This window comes from Streptomyces sp. ME02-8801-2C (assembly GCF_033793965.1).
Lineage (GTDB): Bacteria > Actinomycetota > Actinomycetes > Streptomycetales > Streptomycetaceae > Streptomyces.
Genome location: NZ_JARAXP010000004.1, coordinates 854,229 through 876,850, shown reverse-complemented (window position 1 = coordinate 876,850; position 22,622 = coordinate 854,229). Strand labels below are relative to the sequence as shown.

Sequence of the window (22,622 nt, the reverse complement as noted above, 5' to 3'; positions counted from 1 at the left end):
ACCACAGGAAGGCGGTCGGGCACCTGAGCATGACACCACAAAAGCATTTCGTGCGCGTTGCGCACCTTGATCGTCCGGCCGACGCCACAGTGAACGCCTCGCGTACGGCGGGTGTCATGCTCTGTCCCTCATCTTGCCTGCTCCCGGCGACATCCGTAATGGGTGATCCCCGACCGGAACCGCCCGGGACCGTCGCGGATTACGATCAGTGGCCACGGATTACGATCAGAGACCGGTACGACCGACCGGCCAACCGACCGCCCCTTTCCCCAGAAGGATCGATCCCATGGGTTCCGCCAAGAAGAGCGCCAAAGACAGTGGCAGCGCGGCGCGCAAGGCGCGCATAGAGGAGATGCGGCGCGCCGAGCGCTCGCGTGAGCGCCGGAACCGGATCCTCACGATCGGTGTGAGCGTCGCCATAGTGGCCGGCCTGGTCGTCGGTGCGACGGTCCTCGTGCGGTCGCAGTCCGACGACACCGACACCGCGGCGACCGACTCCAAGGGCGCGGGCAAGTTCGTCACCGGCGCGGACGGTGTGAAGACCTGGGACAAGAAGCTCACCCAGAACCACGTCACCAAGACCGTGAACTACCCGATGGAGCCCCCGGTCGGCGGTGACCACAACCCGGTCTGGATGAACTGCAACGGCGACGTCTACGACAAGGCGCTCAGCAACATGAACGCCGTGCACTCGCTGGAGCACGGCGCCGTGTGGGTGACGTACAACAGCAAGGCGTCGAAGGCGGACATCGACGCGCTCGCGGCCAAGGTGAAGAAGACGCCGTACACGCTGATGAGCCCGGACGACAAGCAGGCGGACCCGATCATGCTGTCCGCCTGGGGCAAGCAGCGCACGGTGACCAGCGCCAAGGACCCGAACGTGGACAAGTTCTTCGAGGAGTTCGTCCAGGGCAAGCAGACCCCCGAGCCGGGTGCCGCCTGCACGAACGGGCTGTCCCAGTGAGGCGGGCGCCCTGGATCGCCGGCGCGGCCGCGACGGCGCTCGTCGCGGCCGGCGCGATCACCTACGCGGTCGCCGACGGCGACGACTCGGGGATGAAGGCGCCCTCCGCCGACTCGGCGGACGCCGGCTTCGCCCGTGACATGGCGGTCCATCATCAGCAGGCCGTCGAGATGTCGTACATCGTGCGCGACCGGACGGGCAACGAGGAGATCCGGCGGCTCGCGTACGACATCTCGCAGACGCAGGCCAACCAGCGCGGCATGCTGCTGGGCTGGCTCGACCTGTGGGAGCTGCCGAAGGTGTCCTCGGCCGCGCCCATGAGCTGGATGGACATGGCGGGCATGGCCGACGGCAAGGACGGCGCGCTGATGCCCGGCATGGCGACCAACACCGAGATGACCAAGCTCGGCAAGCTCAGCGGCAAGCAGGCCGAGATCTTCTACCTCCAGTTGATGACCAAGCACCACCAGGGCGGTATCCACATGGCGCAGGGCTGCGTGGACCGCTGCGAGGTGGGCGTGGAGAAGCGGCTCGCGCAGGGCATGGTCAACGCGCAGGAGTCGGAGATCTCCCTGATGGCGGGAATGCTGAAGGAGCGCGGCGGGACGGCGAGTTGATATATTTGTCGATTTTTCGCCGTCGGACGTAAGCCTCAAATCGCTTGCGTATACGTTCCCTTGGGGGCTTCTTGGCACAGCCATTCCCCCTGGATTCCCCTGGCATGAACAGTTCATCGCGAGAGTGGCGAGCGGCGAGAGATCACTCGCCTTGCTCGCGTTGAACCGCATCAGGGGGTTCCATGAGATCCAATCGCGCCATCAAGCGCGCCGGTGTGAGCCTGGCAGCGACACTGCCTCTGCTCGCCGGCGCGCTGGCGCTCGGCATTCCCGCGGCCCATGCCGCGGACGCCCCGGGCCGGGACACGCTCGCCGGCACCAGGCCCGCGTGGGCCACCGCCAAGGCGGACAAGGGAGCCACGCCCGACAGCTCCAAGGTGACCGCCCGGGTCTACTTCGCCGGCCGGAACGCGGACGGTCTGACCGCGTACGCGAAGGCCGTCTCCGACCCGAGGTCCGCCTCGTACGGCAAGTACCTCACCGCCGCACAGGTCCAGCAGCGCTTCGGGGCCTCCCCGGCCCAGGTCGCCGCCGTCAAGGCGTGGCTGACGGCGTCGGGCCTCAAGGTCACCGGCGTCACGGCCCACTACGTCACCGTCTCCGGTGACGTGGCCGCCGTCGAGAAGGCCTTCAGCACGCAGCTGCACAACTACGCCAAGGGCAAGAAGACGTACCGGGCGCCCGCGAAGGCCGCCTCCGCGCCGGACAGCCTGAAGGGTGCCGTCCTGACCGTCACGGGTCTGGACAACGCCCCGCACCACGTGACCCACGACGACACGCTGCCGGCGCCGGAGACGGTGTTCCGCAACGCGGGTCCGTTCTCCACGTACTACGGCTCGAACACCGCCGCCTCGCTGCCCACGGCGTACGGCAAGCAGATTCCGTACGCCGTCGAGGGCTACACGGGCAAGCAGCTGCGGGCCGCGTACGGCGCGGGCAGCTGGACCGGCAAGAAGGTGCGCGTCGCCATCACCGACGCCTACGCCTCGCCGTACATCGCCGGCGACGCCGCCACCTACGCGGCCAAGCACGGCGACGCCCCCTACCGCAGCGGCCAGCTCAAGCAGGTCCTGCCGGCGGAGTACACGAACACCGAGGACTGCGGCGCGGCCGGCTGGTACGGCGAGGAGACCCTCGACGTCGAGGCCGTGCACGCGGTCGCGCCGGGCGCCGACATCACGTACGTCGGTTCCGCGTCCTGCATGGACGACGATCTGCTCGACTCGCTCGGCAAGATCGTCGACAAGCACCTCGCCGACATCGTCTCCAACTCGTGGGGCGACATCGAGGCCAACCAGACGCCGGACCTGGCCGCCGCCTACGACCAGGTGTTCAAGCTCGGCGCGGTCCAGGGCATCGGCTTCTACTTCTCCTCCGGTGACAACGGCGACGAGGTCGTCAACACCGGCGTGAAGCAGGTCGACACCCCGGCCAACTCGGCGTGGGTGACGGCGGTCGGCGGTACCTCGCTGGCGGTCGGCAAGGGTGACGCGTACCAGTGGGAGACCGGCTGGGGCACCGAGAAGGCCTCGCTGTCGGCCGACGGCAGGAGCTGGACCAACTTCCCGGGCGCCTACACCTCGGGCGCGGGCGGCGGCACCAGCGCGACCGTCGCGGAGCCCTTCTACCAGAAGGGTGTCGTGCCCAACTCGCTGGCCAAGGCCAACAGTGAGAAGGGCAACCGGGTCGTCCCGGACATCGCGGCGATCGCCGACCCGAACACCGGCTTCAAGGTCGGCCAGACCCAGTCCCTGCCGGAGGGCGGCACCGCGTACAGCGAGTACCGCATCGGCGGTACGTCCCTGGCGGCACCGGTGATCGCGGCCGTACAGGCCCTCGCGCAGGAGGCCCGCGGCGGCGCGCCGATCGGCTTCGCCAACCCGGCGATCTACGCGAAGTACGCCTCGCACGCGAAGGTGTACCACGACGTGACCGACAACCCCACGGGGTACGGACTCGCCGTGGCCCGCCTGGACTTCGCCAACGGCTACGACGACACGGACGGGATCCTCACCTCCGTCCGCAGCCTCGGCAAGGACAGCTCGCTGCAGGCCGTACGCGGCTACGACGACGTGACCGGCGTGGGTACGCCCGCGAAGGGTTACGTGGAGTCGTACCGCCGCTGAGGCATCGACGCGACCAGCCCGACCAGCCCCAAGCCCGTCCCCGGAGCGTTCACCGTCCGGGGACGGGCTCTTTTCGGGTGGCCCGCTCGATCACGAGGAAGATCACGAAACCCGCGACGAACAGGAGTACGCCGCCGACCAGGAACGGTACGGGCGTGTACTCGTCGGTGCACGTCTGCCCGCCCGACGACGAACGGCAGACGGTCCCCGGGCCGCCCCGGTTCAGGTAGGCGAGGTAGAAGAGCGGCAGCGCCAGACCCGAGAGGGCTCCGGCAGCGGCGTTCCGCGGCCCCTTCCGCAGCAGGAGCCCCGCGCCCGCGGCGGCCACTACCAGGAACACCAGCCCCACCGTCAGGATGGCGGCGAGCCCGGCAGCCACGCACGCGCCCACCCCGAACCAGGCCAGGAACCAGCCCCAGCCCGTTCTTCGGCCCGCACTGCCCGCGCTGTCCGCATGTACCCCGTTGTATGTCATGTCTCCTACTGAAAACGCAGGTGTGACGTCAGGCAAGGCACTTCGGGGTCCCATTGCCCCAGCGTCAGGGAGAGTTGACCCGCGTGGGGCGACCCACACGCCCCACCACCCCATCGCGTCGCATTGACGATTACACTGGGCGGCGTGCCTCAACTACGCCTCGCCCTGAACCAGATCGACTCGCGCGTCGGCGACATCGCCGGAAACACGGAATCGATCCTCCGCTGGACCCGGCACTCCGCCGAGCAGGGAGCCCATCTCGTGGCGTTCCCGGAGATGATGCTGACCGGGTATCCCGTCGAGGACCTCGCCCTGCGCTCCTCCTTCGTGGAGGCGTCCCGCGCGGCCCTGCGCTCGCTCGCCGCGCGCCTCGCCGAGGAGGGGTTCGGTGAGCTGCCGGTGGTCGTCGGCTACCTCGACCGGTCCGAGCGCGACCTGCCGAAGTTCGGCCGCCCGGCCGGCTCCCCGCGCAACGCGGGCGCGGTCCTGTACGGCGGCGAGGTGCTCCTGACGTACGCCAAGCACCACCTCCCGAACTACGGCGTCTTCGACGAGTTCCGCTACTTCGTGCCGGGCGACACCATGCCCGTACTGCGCGTGCACGGCGTCGACGTGGCGCTCGCGATCTGCGAGGACCTCTGGCAGGACGGCGGCCGGGTCCCGGCGGCGCGCTCCGCGCGGGCGGGCCTGCTGCTCTCGATCAACGCCTCCCCGTTCGAGCGCGACAAGGACGACACCCGGCTGGAGCTGGTCCGCAAGCGCGCCCAGGAAGCGGGCTGCACGACCGCCTACCTGGCGATGGTCGGCGGCCAGGACGAACTGGTCTTCGACGGGGACTCGATCGTCGTCGACAGGAACGGCGAGGTGATCTCCCGGGCCCCGCAGTTCACGGAGGGCTGCGTCGTCCTCGACCTGGACCTGCCGGCGGCCCTGCCCGACGCCCCGACCGGCGTGGTGGACGACGGCCTGCGCATCGACCGCGTGGTCCTGTCCGAGGACCCGCTGCCCGCGTACGAGCCCGAGCTGACCGGCGGATACGCCGAGCGCCTGGACGACGACGAGGAGATGTACTCGGCGCTGGTGGTGGGCCTGCGGGCGTACGCGGCGAAGAACGGCTTCAGGTCGGTCCTGATCGGCCTCTCGGGCGGCATCGACTCGGCGCTGGTCGCGGCGCTCGCGTGCGACGCGGTGGGCGCGGAGAACGTGTACGGCGTGGCGATGCCGTCGAAGTACTCCTCCGACCACTCGATCGGCGACGCGGCGGAACTGGCCCGGCGCACCGGCCTCAACTTCCGTACGGTGCCGATCGCGCCGATGTTCGACGCGTACATGGACTCGCTGGGCCTGACGGGCCTCGCGGAGGAGAACCTGCAGTCCCGGCTGCGGGGCACGATGCTGATGGCCATCTCCAACCAGGAGGGGCACATCGTGCTGGCGCCGGGCAACAAGTCGGAACTGGCGGTGGGTTACTCGACCTTGTACGGCGATTCGGTGGGCGCGTACGGCCCCATCAAGGACGTGTACAAGACGTCGATCTTCCGCCTCGCGAAGTGGCGCAACAGGGCGGCGGCGGAAAGGAACCAGACTCCGCCGATCCCGGAGAACTCCATCACGAAGCCGCCGAGCGCGGAGTTGCGCCCGGGGCAGATCGACACGGACTCCCTGCCGGACTATCCGGTACTGGACGCGATCCTCGAGCTGTACGTGGACCGGGACTCGGGCGCCGACGCGATCGTGGCGGCAGGCTACGACGCCGAGTTGGTGACCCGGGTGCTGCGGATGGTCGACACGGCGGAGTACAAGCGGCGGCAGTACCCGCCGGGGACGAAGATCTCGGCGAAGGGGTTCGGGAAGGACCGGCGGCTGCCCATCACCAACGGGTGGCGGGAGTCGCTGTAGGGGCGGGAGCCGGTGCGGGGGCACGCCCCTCGCCCGGCCCACATGCGAACATCGACACTCTGCGCAATCCTGGATAAGTGCCCAATATCACCCGGCAGGCACCAGCGCCGGGTGAGGCGGAGAACAGGCGGCACAGCAGGCGGAACGTTGGACGGACCGTCTTGCGCAACTCGGTTTTTCCCAACCCGAAGACGGAGACGGGACATGATACCGAACACGTCCAGGAAACTCGCAGCAGTGGCAAGCAGCATCATCGTGACGGTCGGCGGCCTCGCCACAGGCGCCGCGACCGCGGAAGCGGCCCCGCAGAGCAACTCGCAGTCGAGCGGCCTACGAGCGTGCGGCTCGAGCTCGTACGACAAAGATTCGGGATACAACTACTACCCGACAGGCTTCCCTTCGGGTGGCTGGCTCCGGACATCGTACGGTTGCGGGCGAATCTCGGTGATGACCAACTCGAACCGGAACGTGAAGGTGTGCCGCAGCTATGGCGGCAACGTGACCTGCCAGGGCAGCTACACGTACGCCACATCGGGTAAATGGACCGAGCTCGAGTCGGGTGTCCCCGGGGGCACCTACTACAAGCTCCGCTTCCAGTCGACCGGACGGGCCACCGGGTGGATTAACGACTGACCTGTTCCACCTGGGCGTTGGCCCCCGCGCCGAGAGGCCGGGGGCCAATCGCACTCCCATTGTTCGGCATTTCGATCACAAATTGTTCGGCATATCGACCCTATTTCCCCAAGGCCCTTCTCAGCGCGAAAACTTGACGACTTGTTGGCCCGCCTTTGACGACCTGAACTTCGCCCGAGCTCACTATTGTTAGCGCTCACATTCTGACGAAGTTCGGAGATCAACGATGATTTCTTTTTCACACCGTCAGCGTCTGAGAGGGATTCTCCTCTCGGTCGGCGCGACCATCGCCGTGGTCGCCGGTCTGCTGGTCGGTGCCGCCGGCCCGTCCCAGGCCGCAACCTCGCTCCCTTGTGACATCTACGCCTCGGCCGGTACGCCCTGCGTCGCCGCGCACAGCACCACACGCGCCCTCTACTCCGCGTACAGCGGCGCTCTTTACCAAGTGAAGCGGGCCTCGGACTCCGCGACGACCGACATCGGCACCCTCGCCGCGGGCGGCTACGCCAACGCCGCGGCGCAGGACTCGTTCTGTTCCGGCACGACGTGCATCATCACGAAGATCTACGACCAGAGCTCCAAGCACAACGACCTCACCATCGAGGGCCCCGGCGGCAACGGCGGCCAGGACGTGGGCGCCATCGCCAACGCGCTTCCGGTGACGGCCGGCGGGCATTCCGTCTACGGCGTCTTCGTGTCGGCCGGCGTCGGCTACCGCGACAACAGCACGTCGGGCATAGCCACCGGCAGCAGCCCCGAGGGGATGTACATGGTGACCAGCGGCCACCATGTGAACAACCGCTGCTGCTTCGACTACGGCAACGCCGAGACCTCCGGCAACGACACCGGCAACGGTCACATGGACGCGCTCAACTTCGGTACGGAGTGCTGGTTCTCGTGCTCCGGCGCCGGATCGGGCCCCTGGGTCGAGGCCGACCTCGAGAACGGGCTCTTCTTCGGGGCGAACGGGTCCCACCCGAGCAACACCGGCAACAGCAGCGAGTTCGTCACGGCCCTGCTCAAGAACAACGGCACGACGACCTATGCGATAAAAGGCGGCAACTCACAATCGGGGTCGCTGACCACCTGGTACAACGGGGCCTTGCCCAACCTGGGCGGCTACACCCCGATGCAGAAGGAGGGCGCCATCGTCCTCGGCACCGGCGGCGACAACAGCAACGGCTCCGACGGCTCCTTCTTCGAGGGTGTCATGACCGCCGGCTACCCGACCGACGCCGCCGACAACGCCGTACAGGCCAACATCACCTCCGTCGGCTACAGCACCCCGGCGGCCACCTTCCCGGTCGCCGGCACCGCCTACCGGCTGACCAACACCAACTCGGGCAAGGTCCTGGACGCGGTGAACTGCGGTACCGGCAACGGGACTTCGGTGGACCTGTGGTCCTCGCTCGGCAACACCTGCCAGCAGTGGAAGTTCGCGAGCGCGGGCAACGGCCACTACACCATCAGCAACGTCAACAGCGGCACCGTCCTGGACGACAAGAACTGCGGGCAGAACAACGGCACGGCCGTCCAGCTGTGGGCGTCGCTCGGCAACAACTGCCAGCAGTGGGACGTCACCCGCGTCGGCAGCCACTACACCATCAGCAACGTCAACACCGGCATGACGCTGGACGTCACGAACTGCGGCACGGCCAACGGCACCGTGGTCCGCCAGTGGCAGCAGCTCGACAACACCTGCCAGCAGTGGGACATCGCCCGCTGAATCCCCCCCCTGAGAGACGGTCCTCCGCCCCATCCCATTCCGAAGGCCTGCCCGAGGCTCCGCGTCCCCGGCAGGCCTTCGGCCGCGGTCGTTACGATCGCGGCATGACCACCGACGAACGCATAGCCCAGGCCGAACTCCTCTACGAGCGTGCGGTGTTCGGCGGCGACAGCAGCGCGCTGGCCTCCGCCGACCGCAACCTCGACGAGGCCGAGGCGGACCTCGCACTGGCCCGCGGCAAGGTGATCCACGCGCGTTTCCTGGAGGAACGGGTCGAGGAAGCACGGGAGTTGGAGCTCTTCGAGCGTGCGGCGGAGCTGTACGGGCGGCTCGGGGACGTACGGGGCGAGGGCGAGGCGGTGTTCTGGGTCGGCACCTTCCAGCAGGTGGTCCGTGACGACAACGAGGCCGCCCTGCCCTGCTTCGAGCGGGCTCTCGACCTCGCCACCCGGGCCGGGGACCGGCTGACGACGTCCTACGTCCTGCGGCACCTCGGCTTCGTCGACCACATGGCCGGCCGCCTGGCCGAGGCCCGCGCGCACTTCGAGGAGTCCACCCGCCTCCGCCGGGAACTGGGATTCCTCCCGGGGGTGGCGGCGAACCTGATCGGCCTGGCCTACATCGCCGCCCAGCAGGAGCGGCGGGACGACGCGGCGGCACTGCTCAAGGAGGCCACGGAGCTCGCCGAGAGCAGCGACTCCCACGGTGTGCTGCGGTGGGTGGCGGGAGCGCGCGAGGAGCTCGACTTGGCGTGAGGTCCGAGGGCACCCCGCAAAACGAACCGGCAACGGGCAGGTGGGGGGACACCCCTCAGTGGTGCACCGTCTCCGCCCGCGCGGGCACATGCGACGCCACCACACGCTCCCGCCGGACCGACGGAGCCGCTCCACGCCGGTCGACCACGTACGCGACCCCCGCGACGCCCAGGCCCAGCAGGGCCAGCCCCGCTCCCACCAGCGCCGGAGACGTCGTACCGAAGCCCGCCGCCAGGGCGAGGCCCCCGATCCACGCTCCCCCGGCGTTCGCCAGGTTGAAGGCCGCTTGGTTCGCCGAGGACGCCAGGGACGGGGCCGACGACGCCCGCTCCATCACCATCAGGTTGAGGGGCGTGCCCGTGACGAACGCCGCGACGCCGACCAGGACGACCGCCAGGGCCGCGCTCCACTGCGTACTCATCAGCAGCGGGAACGCGCCCAGGACCACGATCAGCGAGACCAGGCCGCCGAAGAGGGTGCCCCGCATCGCGTGGTCCGCGAGCCGCCCGCCCAGCAGGTTGCCGATCGTCGCGCCGACGCCGAACAGCGCCAGCAGCAGGGTCACGCTGGAGTCGGCGTACCCGGCGGAGTCCGTCAGCATCGGCGTGATGTAGCTGTACGCCGAGAAGAGGGCGCCGAAGCCCGCGACCGTCGTACCGAGGGCCAGCCAGACCGGCAGTGAGCGCAGGGCGGCCAGTTCGCCGCGCAGGCCCGCCACCGGTGCTGCCGCGCGGTCGTGCGGGATCAGCAGCGCCAGGGCCGCTATCGCCGCCACGCCGATCACGCTCACGCCGAGGAAGGTCGCCCGCCAGCCGAGCTGCTGTCCCATTGCCGTCGCCACCGGGACGCCGAGCACGTTCGCGACGGTCAGGCCCAGGAACATCAGCGACACCGAGCGTGCCTTGCGCTCCGGGGCCGCCATGGTCGTGGCGACGACCGCGCCCACGCCGAAGAAGGCGCCGTGCGGCAGTCCGCTCAGGAAGCGGGCGGCCAGGAGGGAGTCGTAGTCGGGGGCGAACGCGGAGAGCGCGTTGCCCGCCACGAACAGGCCCATCAGGCCGATCAGGACCTTGCGGCGCGACATCCGGGCCGTGAGGGCGGCGAGCAGCGGGGCGCCGATGACGACGCCCAGCGCGTACGCCGAGACCAGGTGCCCGGCGGACGGGATCGACACGCCCAGGTCGTCCGCGACGTCGGGCAGCAGGCCCATCATCACGAACTCGGTCGTGCCGATGCCGAAAGCACCCACGGCGAGGGCGAGCAGGGCCAGGGGTGTGGTCCTGCGGGCGGACAGGGAGGTCGGCGTGGGCCGGGACATCAGAGCGGGGGCCTTTCGAAGGGTGCGGCGGGCGTAGGTCCGTACAGTTTATGTTCAAGTACGGAACAAACACTCCCCGGCCCCCTATTCCCCCGGGTTACGAGCCCGTGGACGCCGCCCCTACAGGGTGGGAATCCGCACCCTCGCCGCGATCGGCAGATGGTCGCTGGCCGTGCGCGGCAGCGACCAGGAGCTGACCGGCTCCACGCCCTGCACCATGATCTGGTCGATCCGCGCCATCGGGAACGAGGCCGGCCAGCTGAACCCGAAGCCGCTGCCCGAGGCGCCCTGCGTGGAGCGCATCTGGGCGGTGACGGCGTTGAGGGCGCGGTCGTTCATCGTGCCGTTGAGGTCGCCGAGGAGGATCTTGCGGGTCAGCGTCTCGTCGGAGAGCGCCTCGCCGAGCGCGTTCGCGCTCTTGTCGCGCTGGCGGGCCGTGAAGCCGGCCTCCATCTTCACGCGCACCGACGGGAGATGGGCGACGTACACCGCGACCGGTCCCTCGGGCGTCGCCACGGTGGCGCGCATGGCGCGGGTCCAGCCCAGCTTGATGTCGACCGGGCGGGAGGCGCTGAGCGGGTACTTGCTCCACAGGCCGACCGTGCCCTGCACCGAGTGGTACTTGTACGTCGCCGCGAGGGCCTTCTCGTACGTCGGGACCGCCGTGGCCGTCAGTTCCTCCAGGGCGAGGACGTCGGCGCCGGAGCCGGCCACCTCGCGGGCGGTGCCGGACGGGTCCGGGTTCTCCGCGTTGACGTTGTGGGTGGCCACCGTCAGGTTGCCGCCGGTCCCGGCGTTGCTGCCGAGCAGCCCGCCGAAGAGGTTGAACCAGACCACCGTGGGCAGCACCACCGCGATCAGCGCGGTCGCGGAGCGCCGGATCAGCGCGACGATCAGCAGCAGCGGTACGGAGACGATGCCGAACCACGGCAGGAACGTCTCGCTGAGACTGCCGAGGTTGCCGATGCGGTTGGGGATCTGCGCGTGCAGCAGCATCACCAGGGCGAGCAGTATCGCCAGCGCCGCCGTGATCAGACCGCGCCGCCAGATTCTCGGATCGCCCCGCCAGCCGGCCGTCAGACGGTTCATCAGGCGCCGGAGCCGGGGTCCCCGGCGCTCGGGTCCCGAGCCTCCGTTGTCCGTATCCGTCATGTACGCCTGCTGGGCCATACTGTCGCCTCACAACCTGCCGTGCTCACCCGTCCGTCCCCCGCGCCTAAGACCCTAGGGGATGATCGGTTCCGATCTCGCCGTCCCATGACGGCCGTACGGGGACGATGACGAACAAGTCGGCACGACCAGTTCCGGTTGTTCCGCGCGGACGGCTCTCTGTGACGAAACACGCACAGTCGCGCGCCAGTCGGCCCGACAGGCGTACGAATTCCTGGTTATGGGGCGACCGGCCGCAGACCTTGCAGCAGCGTGTCGACGATCTGCTCCGCGAGGCCCTCCGGCAGGTCCGCGTCGGGGCGCAGAACGGCGCGCAGGAGCATGGGGCCGAGGAAGAGGTCGTACATCACCGTGACGTCCACGTCCGGGCGCACCTCGCCCGTTCGCTGGCCGCGGCGCAGGAGTTCGGTGCCGAGCGCGCGGCGCGGTTCGACGACGGTGGCGTGGTAGGCGGCCCAGAGTTTGGGGCTGCTCTTCATCTGGGCCTGGACGTTGTGCAGGAACGCCGAGGACCGGTGGGCCAGTCCGCGCCGGCGCAGTGTCTCCAGCAGGACGACCAGGTCGTCCCGCACCGACGTGCCGGGCAGCTCGGGGTCCGCGGGCTCCATGACCCGCATGACGTCGACGAAGAGCTCCTCCTTGCCCCGCCAGCGACGGTAGATGGTGGCCTTGCCGACACCGGCGGTCCGGGCCACCCGCTCGATGGAGATGTCCGCGAGCGGCACGCCCTCCTCCAGGAGCTGCATCACGCCCTCGATGATGGAGCGCTCCACGGCCTCGCTCCGGGGGCGGCCACGGGGGGTGCCCCGATCGGTGGCGGTCCGATCGGCGGCGGTCCCGTCGGCCAGGTCGTCCGTGAGGCTCACGCGACCTGCTCCTTTCGTTTCCCACGTGCCACGTCATACGTAGTGCGTACTGCCCACTACGTACTACGTGTTGCTCGATGTCTCCTACGTTCTGCCTTGATTCTCCCAGCCGTTCCAGCCGTTCAGTGGTCTGCCGACGCCAACTGCGGCTTCTCCTCGCCCTCTTGGGGCGCGGCCGGGCGGCCCGGGAGGCACAGGGCGACGACCAGGGCGCCCAGGACGGCGACGCCCGCGCCGCACAGGGCGGTGAGGTGCATCGCGTGCAGGAACGCGTCGTTGGCGGGGCCGACCAGGGCCTCGCCCTTGGGGCCGAGCTTGGCGGCGACGCCGAGGGTGGCCTCGATGGACTCGCCCGCGGTGTGCCGTACGTCGGCGGGCAGCACGTCGAGCTTGTCCTCGATGTCGCTGCGGTAGGACGCCGAGAGGACCGAGCCGAGTACGGCGATGCCGAGCGCGCCGCCGACCTGGCGGAAGGTGTTGCTGAGCGCGGAGGCGGAGCCGGCCTTCTCGCGGGGCAGGGCCTGCATGATGACGACGCTGGTCGGCGTCATGATGTGCGCCATGCCGGTGCCCATCAGGAAGAAGACGACTTCCAGCAGCCAGATCGGGGTGTCGGTCTCGAACGAGGCGAACGCGGCGAGTGTCGCGGCGATCAGCAGCATGGCGGCGGTGGTCGTGGCCCGGTTGCCGAAACGGTCGACGGCCAGCCGGGCGCGCGGCGCGAAGATCAGCTGGGCGGCGGCCAGCGGCAGCATCAGCAGGCCGGTCTGGAGGGGCGAGTAGCCGCGCACGCTCTGGGTGTAGAAGACCGAGAAGAAGGTCACGCCCATCAGCGCGAAGAAGACGAGCGCGATGACGGACATGGCCGCCGAGAAGGTCTTGTTGCGGAAGTACGTCACGTCGATGGACGGGTGGTCGCTGCGCTTCTCGAACAGCACGAACCCGACGAGTACGGCGAGACCGGCGCCGATGGTCGCCAGCACCTGCGGGTCGGTGAAGTCGGCGAGCTGACCGCCCTTGATGATGCCGTAGACGAGCAGCACGAGCCCGACGACCGACAGCAGCACCCCTACGGGGTCGATACGGCCGGGCTTGGGGTCGCGCGAGTCGGGCACCAGGATCGTCATCAGCACCAGCGCGATGATCACGATCGGCACGTTGATGAGGAAGACCGAGCCCCACCAGAAGTGGTCGAGGAGAACGCCTCCGGTGATCGGTCCGATGGCGATGGCCAGGCCCACACCACCGGCCCAGATGCCGATGGCCTTGGGCTGCTCCTCACGCTCGAAGACGTTCATCAGGACGGCGAGGGTGGCGGGCATCACGAAGGCGGAGCCGAAGCCCATCAGGGCCCGGAAGACGATGAGCTCGGTGGGGGACCCGGCGAAGGCGGCGAGGGCGGAGCCGAGGCCGAACACGGCGAGGCCGCCGAGGAGCACCTTCTTGCGGCCGAGCCGGTCGCCGAGGATCCCGGCGGTGAACAGCAGGCCGGCGAAGACGAGGGTGTAGGCGTTGATCGCCCACTCCAGCTCGCTCTGGGTGGCGCCCAGGCCGGTCGGGGCGGGGGTGGAGATGGTCTTGATGGCGACGTTGAGGATGGAGTTGTCGAGCACCACGATCAGCAGGCTGAGCATGAGCACACCGAGGATGGCCCAGCGTCGCCGGTGCACGGCCTCGGGGATCCGGGGGCCGAGGGTGGGTGGGCCGGCGGGAGTAGTCATGTCGGCAAGCCTAAATCCATTTCGATACGAGACCGTCTCGTATCGGAACTCTTTACCGAGACCTTACCCGTGGCGACGGCCGCCCGCGCGGGCGGGAGACGTCGGGCGGGAGACGTCGGGCGGGAGACGTTCAGCACACCGGGCGCCCTCCGCGGGCGACCACTAGCCGTCTCCGGACGCGAGGTGCCACCATGGGAGGGATCCGGGGACGCCGTCAGGGTGCCTCGAGATGATGTGAAGGAGCAGTTGCGATGACGCAGCTTCAGCCTGCCCAGCAGACCTCCGCCGGCAGCACCCACGCGACGAACGCGCTGTACGGAGGCAAGGGCACACGCCGCATCACCGTCCGGGACATCACCGCCGCCAAGGAGCGCGGCGAGAAGTGGCCCATGCTCACCGCGTACGACGCGATGACCGCGTCCGTCTTCGACGAGGCCGGCATCCCGGTCATGCTGGTCGGCGACTCGGCGGGCAACTGTCACCTGGGCTACGAGTCGACCGTACCCGTCACCCTCGACGAGATGACCATGCTCTCGGCGGCGGTCGTCCGGGGTACGAGCCGGGCACTGATCGTCGGCGACCTGCCCTTCGGCTCCTACCAGGAGGGGCCGGTGCAGGCGCTGCGCTCGGCGACGCGCCTGGTGAAGGAGGCGGGGGTCGGTGCCGTCAAGCTGGAGGGCGGGGAGCGCTCGCACCGCCAGATCGAGCTGCTGGTCGAGTCCGGCATCCCCGTGATGGCCCACATCGGGCTGACCCCGCAGTCCGTGAACGCCATGGGCTACCGCGTCCAGGGGCGCGGCGAGGAGGCCGCCCAGCAGCTGCTGCGGGACGCGAAGGCCGTCCAGGACGCGGGGGCGTTCGCGGTGGTCCTCGAGCTGGTTCCGGCGGAGCTGGCCGCGGAGGTCACGCGCGTGCTCCACATCCCCACGGTGGGGATCGGGGCGGGAGCCGAGACGGACGCGCAGGTGCTGGTGTGGACGGACATGCTGGGGCTCACCGGAGGGCGGGTGCCGAAGTTCGTCAAGCAGTACGCGAATCTGCGTGAGGTCATGGGGAACGCGGCGAAGGCGTTCGCGGAGGACGTGACCGGCGGAACGTTCCCGCTGGAGGAGCACTCCGTGCACTGACCCCGTCGCGCACCGACCCCACAGAGCCACTGCGGTACGAATGCAGCCCGCCGACTTCCCCCATCGGCGGGCTGCCCCCGTCTACGGGCCGGGGATCTCGAGGCGGGAGCTGTCCGAGGACCGGCGGGCCCCGTCGAGCGCGTGCCGGGCGGCCGGTACGACGCCCTCGGGCTCGCTCGGCACCGCCAGGACCGCTGACGCGGCCGAAGCGGCCACGGTTCCGGAGGACCCGCCACCGCCGGCCTCGGGCGCCGCGGCCGGCGTCCGGGCCGCTTCCCCCCGCTCGACCAGTCCCAGCGCGACCCCGACGACGATGACGACGCCACCCACGACCTGGGCCGCCCGGATCGACTCGCCGTTGATCACGACGGCGCCGAGGACGCCGATGACGGGCACCAGGTTGAGGATGTTCACGGCGACACTCGAGGCCATTCCGCGCAGGCCGTAGTTGTAGAGCAGGAAGCCGCCGACCGAGCACGCCACGGCCAGGTAGCCGAGCAGCGCCGAGGCGGTCGCGTCCGGCATCCGCCAGTCGCCGGCCTCCAGCAGGGAGGCGGCGAGGAACCCCGCCGCGCCCGCGAGGGTCTGGTAGTACGTGACGCTCACCGCGTTCTGGCCGGCGCTCGCGCGTTTGGTGAGCACGTTGTACCCGGCCCAGGCCAGCCCGCCGAGCAGCAGCAGGAGATCACCCAGCCGGCGCGAACTGCCGCCGACCTCGGCTCCGTTGCGCACGACGAGGAAGGCGCCGACGGTGGCCAGCAGCACGCCCGTCACCCGCAGCCGGGGCATCCGGGTGCGGAAGACGACCAGTTCGAGCAGCATCGTCATCATCGGGTACGTGGCCACGATCAGGGACGCGTCGGACGCCGTGGACAGATCGACACCGACGTTCTCCAGGACGAAGTAGACGGTGATGCCGAGGAATCCGCACAGGTAGAGCTGCCACCGCTGCCGGGCGTCCGGCCGGGCCGGGCGATGCCGGTTCAGGCGTATCAGTACACCCAGGAGCAACGCCGCCAGGGTGAACCTGATGGCGCCGATACTGAGCGGGCCGACGTCCTCCAGCACCCGCTTGGTCACCGCGTACGAGCTGCTCCAGAACAGCGCGGCCGCCACCACCGCGCCCACGGCCGCCACTCCGGGCCCTCGCTCAGCCATCCGAACTCGCCTCTCTCCACCGCCACCGCACCCACACGTCCGAACAAAAATCTGTCAGCGGCGACGACAGTAACAAGATCCACGAAGGCAACGCGTAGACTCCGAATTAGGTTCGAAATTCGGCAGAGTGAGGCGAGCGTGGACGAACTAGATTCGGCGTTGGTACGGATGCTGCAGGAGGACGGTCGGCGCACCAACCGGGACATGGCCCAGGCTCTGGGTATCGCGCCGTCCACCTGTCTGGAGCGGATCCGGTCGCTGCGCGAGCGCGGCATCCTGACCGGATTTCACGCGGAGGCGGACCTCGCGGCGATCGGCCGCGGGCTGCAGGCCATGATCGCCGTGCGGGTCCGCCCCCCGACGCGTGCGGTGATCGAGGACTTCCAGGCCTTCCTGGAACAGATGCCCGAGGTGATCTCGCTCTTCGTCCTCACCGGAAACGACGACTTCCTGGTCCACGTCGCCGTCCGCGACACCGACCATCTGCACGCGGTGGTCCTGGACAAGCTGACCAAGCGTCCGGAACTGGCCGACGTACGGACGTCGGTGGTCTACGCACACATGCGCAAGAAGGTCATCGGTCCGAGTCTGTAGGACGTCTGTAGGCGGTCTGTCGGTCGGAGCTGACAGGTTCGTCCCATGACGCGAATCGACAACCGCCCCGCCCACGGGGTCACAAGTGCCGTTTCCGTGCGGGGGCTGGTCAAGCACTACGGCGAGACCAAGGCGCTGGACGGCGTCGACCTGGACGTCCGGGAAGGCACCGTACTCGGTGTGCTCGGGCCCAACGGCGCCGGCAAGACCACCCTCGTACGCATCCTGTCCACCCTGTTGCGGCCCGACTCCGGGCAGGCGACCGTCGCCGGGTACGACGTGCTGCGCCAGCCCCGGCAGTTGCGGCGGGTGATCGGTCTCACCGGGCAGTACGCCTCGGTGGACGAGAAGCTGCCGGGCTGGGAGAACCTGTACATGATCGGGCGGCTGCTCGACCTGCCCCGCAAGGAGGCCCGGGCCCGGGCCGACGAGCTGCTGGAGCGGTTCTCGCTCACCGACGCGGCCAAGCGGCCGGCGAGCACGTACTCCGGCGGTATGCGGCGGCGCCTTGACCTGGCCGCGTCGATGATCGGCCGGCCCGTCGTCCTCTTCCTCGACGAGCCCACCACCGGCCTCGACCCCCGCACCCGCAACGAGGTCTGGGACGAGGTCAAGCGGATGGTCGGCGACGGCGTGACCGTGCTGCTCACCACCCAGTACATGGAGGAGGCCGAGCAGCTCGCCTCCGAGCTGGCCGTCATCGACCGGGGCAAGGTCGTCGCCGGCGGTGCGATCGACGAGCTGAAGGCCAAGGTCGGCGGCCGTACCCTGCGGATCAGGACGGTCGATCCGCTGCAGCTGCGTCCGCTCGCCCGTGACCTCGACGACCTCGGCATCACGGGTCTGGCCACCACGACCGTGGACACCGAGACCGGCAGCGTCCTGGTGCCGATCCTGAGCGACGAGCAGCTGACCGCCGTGACCGGCGCGGTCGTCGCGCGCGGTATCACGATCTCCTCGATCTCCACCGAACTGCCCAGCCTGGACGAGGTGTTCCTGTCCCTCACGGGCCATCGCGCCAGTGCCCCCAGTGGTTCCAGTGGCTCGCAGGAAGACAGCACGCCCACCGACACCCGAGAGGAGGTCGCCGTATGAGCGCCGCGACCGCTACCGCCACCGTGAAGGACATCCAGGACGACGGCCGGATCCCGCTGCGCGGGCACCTCCGGCACACCGGCGCCCTCGTGCGCCGCAACCTGCTGTGGATCCGGCAGGACCCGGAGTCGATGGCCGACGCGCTGCTGATGCCGATCATCTTCACCCTGCTGTTCGTGTTCGTCTTCGGCGGCTCGATCGGGCAGGCGCTGGGCGGCGGGCAGGACGGCTATGTGCAGTACGTGATCCCGGGCATGATCGCGATGATGAGCATGACGCTGTCCCAGGGCGTCGGCACCGGGTTCAGCCAGGACTTCAACTCCGGTGTCATGGACCGCTTCCGGTCCCTGCCGATCGGGCGCGGCTCGGTGCTGTTCGCGAAGATCTCGGTCGAACTGATCCGGATGCTGTTCGCGACCACCGTGCTGATGATCGTCGCCGTGCTGGTCGGTTTCGACATCAACCACTGGGTCGGGCTGTTCGCGGCCGTGGGCCTGTCCACGCTGTTCGCCTCGTCGATCATGTGGGTGTTCCTCACCCTGGGCGTGATCATGAAGAGCGCGCAGTCCGTGCAGGCGATGGGCTTCCTGGTGCTGTTCCCGCTCCAGTTCGGTTCGTCGATCTTCGCCCCCACGCAGTCGATGCCGGGCTGGCTCCGGTCGTTCACCGACTACAACCCGCTGTCCACGCTCGCGGACGCGGCGCGCGGACTGATGGTGGGCGGTCCGGTGGCGCACGACCTGTGGGTGACCATCGGCTGGTCGGTGGCCATCACGGCGGTGATGGCGCCGGTCGCCATCCACAAGTTCCGTACGAAGAGCTGACGTCGACGGCGCCGGGTCGGGCCACGGGATGTCAGATGAGGGCGGTCGTCTCCTCGGGGGAGAGGCGACCGCCCTCGGCGTACGCGGCCTCGTACGCCTCGTCGCCGAGCACGTCACGGACCACGCGGACGGCGTGGGCGCGGATCTCGCGCTCCACGCGTCCGGAGACATGGCCGGGCGGCAGCAGCGCGTCGGCTGCGCCCAGACAGCGGGCCGCGTCGCGGGCGCGGCCGGGGTCGAAGCCGACGAGGGCGGCGGCAGCGGTGGTCAGGATGCCGGGGCGCAGGTGGGGGGCGATGGCGCGGGACAGCTCGTCGTCGGCGCGGGCCACCGCCTGTCGCGCCTTGACGAGGGCCTCCTCGTGCCGTCCTTCCACGACGTCCAGCCAGGACTCCGCGGCGAGGATGAACGCGTCGAAGACGACGAACGAGGCGGCTCTGAACTCCGCGCGCAGCAGCCGGATCTGCTCACGGGCCTCGGGGACCCGGTCGGTGATGCCGAGCCAGGCCGAGAGGAAGAGCCGGGCGGCGGGCATGGCCTCGTTGACCATCCCGGCCGCCTTCTCGATCACGTCGCGCAGCATCCGCTCGCCCTCGTCGGTGCGGCCGGCCTCCAGGAACACGTTGCCGAGGCGGGCGGCGAGGACGGTTTTCTGGGCGCGGGCGCCGAGTCGGTCGGCCAGTTCCATCGCGTCCCGGAAGTCGGTGGCGGCGCTGTCGTAGGCAGCCTTGCGTTCATGGGCCTCGCCGCGTGCGGAGAGCGCCTCGGCGGCGCCCCAGGCGTCCCCGAGACGGCGGAAGATCTCCAGCGCCTCGTCGGCGTCGCGGGTCGCGTCACCGGCCCAGTCGGTGCGGTTGGCGAGGACGTTGGCGCGCATCTGGAGACAGGCGGCGAGCTCCCACTCGAAGTCGGGGGCCGCTTCGCGGCAGGTGCGCACACACTCGCTGACGATGACGCTGAGCCGCTCCATGTCACGGGTGAGCATGACGGCGTAGAACCAGAGGAGGCCCGGGTAGCGGCAGGTCTGGGGGGCGCCGGGTTGGTAGACCTGGGTGATGGTGTGCAGCTTCTGCCGGCCCTCCGGGGTCTGCCAGGCCTCCAACTCCATGTCCATGGAGGCGAGATGGACGAGGTGGACGCCGCGCCTGGCCTCTTCGAGGAGCTCGCCGCTCCAGGGCGGCGGGGTGTCCGTGCAGCGCTCCCAGACGGGCTGGGCGGGGCGGATCGGGAGGGTGAAGGGGTCGGGGCCGAGGTTCATGACCTCGCGGGACCAGTTGCGGCCGGCGAGGCGCAGATCGCGCATCTGCCAGTACCAGGAGTTCGACAGGACGAGGCAGAGCGCCTCCTGTTCGTCGCGCGCGGCGACCGCGTGACGGAGGGCGGCGCGGATGTTCTCGCTCTCCCGCTGGAACACGTCGAGCGCGGCGACCTGGCCGGGGCCGCGCAGCAACGGGTCGGTGGTGCGGGCGAGTTCGCGGAAGTAGGTGAGATGCGCGCGCTCGGCTTCGGGGCGGACGCCCGCCTCGTCGAGGCGCTCACCGGCGTACTCGGCGACGGTCTCGAGGAGGCGGTAGCGCATCACACCGACGTGCGGCGTGACCCGCGTCGCACCGTTCCTGTCCTCGCCCTCGCTCGCACCCTCGCCCTCGTCCTCGTGCGAAGGGGCGGCCACGACAAGGGACTTGTCGACGAGCGAGCCGAGCATCTCGAGCGCGAAGGGCCCGCACACCGCTTCGGCGGCGGCGAGGTCGCAGCCGCCCGCGAAGACGGACAGCCGCCGCAGGACGTCCCGTTCGTCCGCGTCGAGCAGGTCCCAGGACCAGTCGACGACGGCCCGCAGGGTCTGCTGGCGGGGCAGGACGGTACGGCTGCCGGAGGTGAGCAGCCGGAAACGGTCGTCGAGCCGGTCGGCGATCTGCCGCAGCGTCAGCATCCGCAGCCGCGCGGCGGCCAGTTCGATGCCGAGCGGCAGCCCGTCGAGCCGTCGGCAGATCTCGGCGGCGGCCTCCGGATCGTCCTCGACGCGGAACCCGGGCCGGGCGGCGGCCCCGCGGTCGGCGAGCAGCCGGAGCGCGACGGGCTCGGGCAGCGGTTCGACCGGACGCACCAACTCCCCCGGTACGCCCAGGGGTTCACGGCTGGTGGCGAGCACGGTGACCCCCGGGCAGCGCGTCAGCAGCTCGGCGACGAGATGCGCGGCGGCGTCGACGACGTGCTCGCAGTTGTCGAGGAGGATCAGCATTCGCCGGTTCGCACAGTGCTCGGCGAGGCGTACGAGGGGGTCGTCGTGCCGGTCGGCGGAGGCGACGCGCATCTCCTCGGCGCCGGCCCCGCGCAGCACCGTCTCGCGGGCCCCGACGGCGGTGAGCACGGCCTCGGGTACGGCGTCCGGGTCGACGACGGGCGCGAGTTCGGCCAGCCACACCCCGTCCGGCGCCACGCCCCTCTCCGCGTCCCGAAGGGCTTCGGCGGCCTCCTGCGACAACCGTGTCTTCCCTGCCCCGCCTGGCCCGAGCAGTGTCACGAGCCGGGCGGCGCCGAGGTCGCCTCGGATGGCCTCGATGTCCGCCTCCCGGCCGACGAAGGAGGTGAGACGGGCCCGCAGGTTCCCGGCGGGCGGGGGCGGAGCCTGGGGTGCGGTCCGGGACGTACCGGAGGGCGCGGCGGGCCGGTGCGAGCGAAGGCCGGGGTCGTGGCCGAGTCCGCTGCCCGCAGCGCGCATGGCGGTGCCGCCGTCGACGGCAGCCGCCGCCGTGTTCCGCGCGCCGTCGGACATGCCGTCCGGTCGCAGTAACTCCGCGTGCAGCGCCCGCAGTTCGGGCCCCGGGTCCGCGCCGAGCCGGTCCGCCAGCAACTGCCGTACGTCTTCGTACGCGGCCAGCGCCTGGGCCGGGCGGCCAGCGTCGCGCAGGGCGCGCAGCCGGAGGGCCTGGAGTGGCTCGTCCAGGGGGTGGCTGTCGCACAGGGCGGTCAGTTCGGGGAGCGACTGCTGTGCCGCGCCCAGCGCCAGGGCGGCGGTGAGGCGGGTGCGGCGCGCGTCCAGCCGGCGGGTCTCCCAGCGGGCGGCCTCGGCGGTGCGGTCGGGGAGGTCGGTGAGGGCCGGGCCCTGCCAGAGGGCGAGGGCGTCGTCGAGGACGTCGGCGGCCTTGGCGGGGTCGCCGTCGGCCAGCGCGCGCGTGCCCTCGGCGGCCAGCCGCTCGAAGCGGTGCAGGTCGACGTCCTCGGCTGTGGCGCACAGCCGGTAGCCGCCCTCGGCCGAGGCGATGGCGGCCGGGCCGAGCGCCCGGCGCAGCCGGCCGACCAGCGCCTGCAGGGCGGCCGGCGCGTCGGCGGGCGCGTCGCCGTTCCACACCTCCTCCACCAGGACGCCCGCGGGCACGGTCCGGCCGGGCCGTAGGGCGAACACGGTCAGCAGGGCGCGCAGCCGCGCGCCGCCGACCGGGACGGAGGTGCCGTCGGGACGAAGTGCCTGAGTGGTGCCGAGGATGCGATAGCGCACGCGTCCATTCTCTCCGGCGCGGGTCGCCGAGCGCGCGCGGGTTTACACGCGCGTG

At 70.3% G+C, this 22,622-nt stretch carries 18 protein-coding genes; 11 read left to right on the top strand and 7 right to left on the bottom strand.

Annotation, left to right across the window (positions count from 1 at the left end; all coding sequences use genetic code 11):
- Nucleotides 1-286: 286 nt before the first annotated feature.
- From PV396_RS17145 to PV396_RS17135, 3 genes are all read left to right on the top strand, one after another.
- Nucleotides 287-964: a DUF3105 domain-containing protein gene (locus PV396_RS17145; RefSeq protein ID WP_319205465.1), complete on the top strand. Its 678-nt coding sequence runs from the start codon at nt 287-289 to the stop codon at nt 962-964.
- Nucleotides 961-1,581: a DUF305 domain-containing protein gene (locus PV396_RS17140; protein ID WP_319205463.1), complete on the top strand. Its 621-nt coding sequence runs from the start codon at nt 961-963 to the stop codon at nt 1,579-1,581. The genes PV396_RS17145 and PV396_RS17140 overlap by 4 nt, the downstream gene beginning before the upstream one ends.
- A gap of 182 nt (nt 1,582-1,763) precedes the next feature.
- Complete coding sequence (locus PV396_RS17135; RefSeq protein ID WP_319205461.1) at nt 1,764-3,707, top strand: S53 family peptidase; 1,944 nt, start codon at nt 1,764-1,766, stop codon at nt 3,705-3,707.
- 49 nt (nt 3,708-3,756) lie between these two features.
- Here the strand turns inward: PV396_RS17135 and PV396_RS17130 are convergent, their stop codons facing one another.
- A complete protein-coding gene (locus PV396_RS17130; RefSeq protein WP_319205459.1) occupies nt 3,757-4,182 on the bottom strand; it encodes a hypothetical protein in 426 nt (141 codons plus the stop codon).
- Nucleotides 4,183-4,326: 144 nt separating this feature from the next.
- Between PV396_RS17130 and PV396_RS17125 the strand changes: the two genes are divergently transcribed.
- From PV396_RS17125 to PV396_RS17110, 4 genes are all read left to right on the top strand, one after another.
- On the top strand, nt 4,327-6,081 hold the full coding sequence (locus PV396_RS17125; RefSeq protein WP_319205457.1) for an NAD+ synthase: 1,755 nt from the start codon (nt 4,327-4,329) through the stop codon (nt 6,079-6,081).
- Between the two features lie 237 nt (nt 6,082-6,318).
- Nucleotides 6,319-6,714, top strand: coding sequence for a hypothetical protein (locus PV396_RS17120; protein WP_319205455.1), 396 nt, complete (start codon nt 6,319-6,321; stop codon nt 6,712-6,714).
- 226 nt (nt 6,715-6,940) lie between these two features.
- The gene (locus PV396_RS17115; RefSeq protein WP_319205454.1) at nt 6,941-8,440 is read left to right on the top strand and encodes an arabinofuranosidase catalytic domain-containing protein; all 1,500 of its coding nucleotides are present in this window, start codon (nt 6,941-6,943) and stop codon (nt 8,438-8,440) included.
- A 104-nt stretch (nt 8,441-8,544) separates the two neighbouring features.
- On the top strand, nt 8,545-9,195 hold the full coding sequence (locus tag PV396_RS17110) for a tetratricopeptide repeat protein (protein ID WP_319205452.1): 651 nt from the start codon (nt 8,545-8,547) through the stop codon (nt 9,193-9,195).
- Nucleotides 9,196-9,250: 55 nt separating this feature from the next.
- On the opposite strand, the gene PV396_RS17105 is transcribed toward PV396_RS17110, so the two are convergent.
- The 4 genes from PV396_RS17105 to PV396_RS17090 form a co-directional block, all read right to left on the bottom strand.
- Nucleotides 9,251-10,513 (bottom strand): MFS transporter, encoded by a 1,263-nt coding sequence (locus PV396_RS17105; RefSeq protein ID WP_319205450.1) that lies wholly within the window; start codon nt 10,511-10,513, stop codon nt 9,251-9,253.
- A 120-nt stretch (nt 10,514-10,633) separates the two neighbouring features.
- Nucleotides 10,634-11,602, bottom strand: coding sequence for an endonuclease/exonuclease/phosphatase family protein (locus PV396_RS17100; protein WP_416071426.1), 969 nt, complete (start codon nt 11,600-11,602; stop codon nt 10,634-10,636).
- A gap of 299 nt (nt 11,603-11,901) precedes the next feature.
- On the bottom strand, nt 11,902-12,549 hold the full coding sequence (locus tag PV396_RS17095; RefSeq protein ID WP_416071412.1) for a TetR/AcrR family transcriptional regulator: 648 nt from the start codon (nt 12,547-12,549) through the stop codon (nt 11,902-11,904).
- A 122-nt stretch (nt 12,550-12,671) separates the two neighbouring features.
- Nucleotides 12,672-14,270 carry an MFS transporter gene (locus tag PV396_RS17090; protein WP_319205446.1) on the bottom strand — a complete coding sequence of 533 codons (1,599 nt, stop codon included), beginning with the start codon at nt 14,268-14,270 and terminating at the stop codon, nt 12,672-12,674.
- A 251-nt stretch (nt 14,271-14,521) separates the two neighbouring features.
- Between PV396_RS17090 and panB the strand changes: the two genes are divergently transcribed.
- Entirely contained in the window at nt 14,522-15,397 is an 876-nt protein-coding gene (gene panB, locus PV396_RS17085) for a 3-methyl-2-oxobutanoate hydroxymethyltransferase (protein WP_319205444.1), read from the top strand.
- Nucleotides 15,398-15,478: 81 nt separating this feature from the next.
- On the opposite strand, the gene PV396_RS17080 is transcribed toward panB, so the two are convergent.
- A complete protein-coding gene (locus tag PV396_RS17080; protein WP_319205442.1) occupies nt 15,479-16,555 on the bottom strand; it encodes a DMT family transporter in 1,077 nt (358 codons plus the stop codon).
- A 138-nt stretch (nt 16,556-16,693) separates the two neighbouring features.
- On the opposite strand from PV396_RS17080, the gene PV396_RS17075 reads away from it, so the two are divergent.
- Genes PV396_RS17075 through PV396_RS17065 form a run of 3 tightly spaced genes read left to right on the top strand, consistent with a single transcriptional unit; the run spans nt 16,694 to nt 19,068 of the window.
- The gene (locus PV396_RS17075; protein WP_319205440.1) at nt 16,694-17,149 is read left to right on the top strand and encodes an Lrp/AsnC family transcriptional regulator; all 456 of its coding nucleotides are present in this window, start codon (nt 16,694-16,696) and stop codon (nt 17,147-17,149) included.
- A gap of 45 nt (nt 17,150-17,194) precedes the next feature.
- A complete protein-coding gene (locus tag PV396_RS17070; protein WP_319205438.1) occupies nt 17,195-18,244 on the top strand; it encodes an ATP-binding cassette domain-containing protein in 1,050 nt (349 codons plus the stop codon).
- Nucleotides 18,241-19,068 carry an ABC transporter permease gene (locus PV396_RS17065; RefSeq protein ID WP_319205436.1) on the top strand — a complete coding sequence of 276 codons (828 nt, stop codon included), beginning with the start codon at nt 18,241-18,243 and terminating at the stop codon, nt 19,066-19,068. The genes PV396_RS17070 and PV396_RS17065 overlap by 4 nt, the downstream gene beginning before the upstream one ends.
- Before the next feature lie 31 nt (nt 19,069-19,099).
- Here the strand turns inward: PV396_RS17065 and PV396_RS17060 are convergent, their stop codons facing one another.
- Entirely contained in the window at nt 19,100-22,567 is a 3,468-nt protein-coding gene (locus PV396_RS17060; protein ID WP_319205433.1) for an AfsR/SARP family transcriptional regulator, read from the bottom strand.
- Nucleotides 22,568-22,622: the final 55 nt, after the last annotated feature.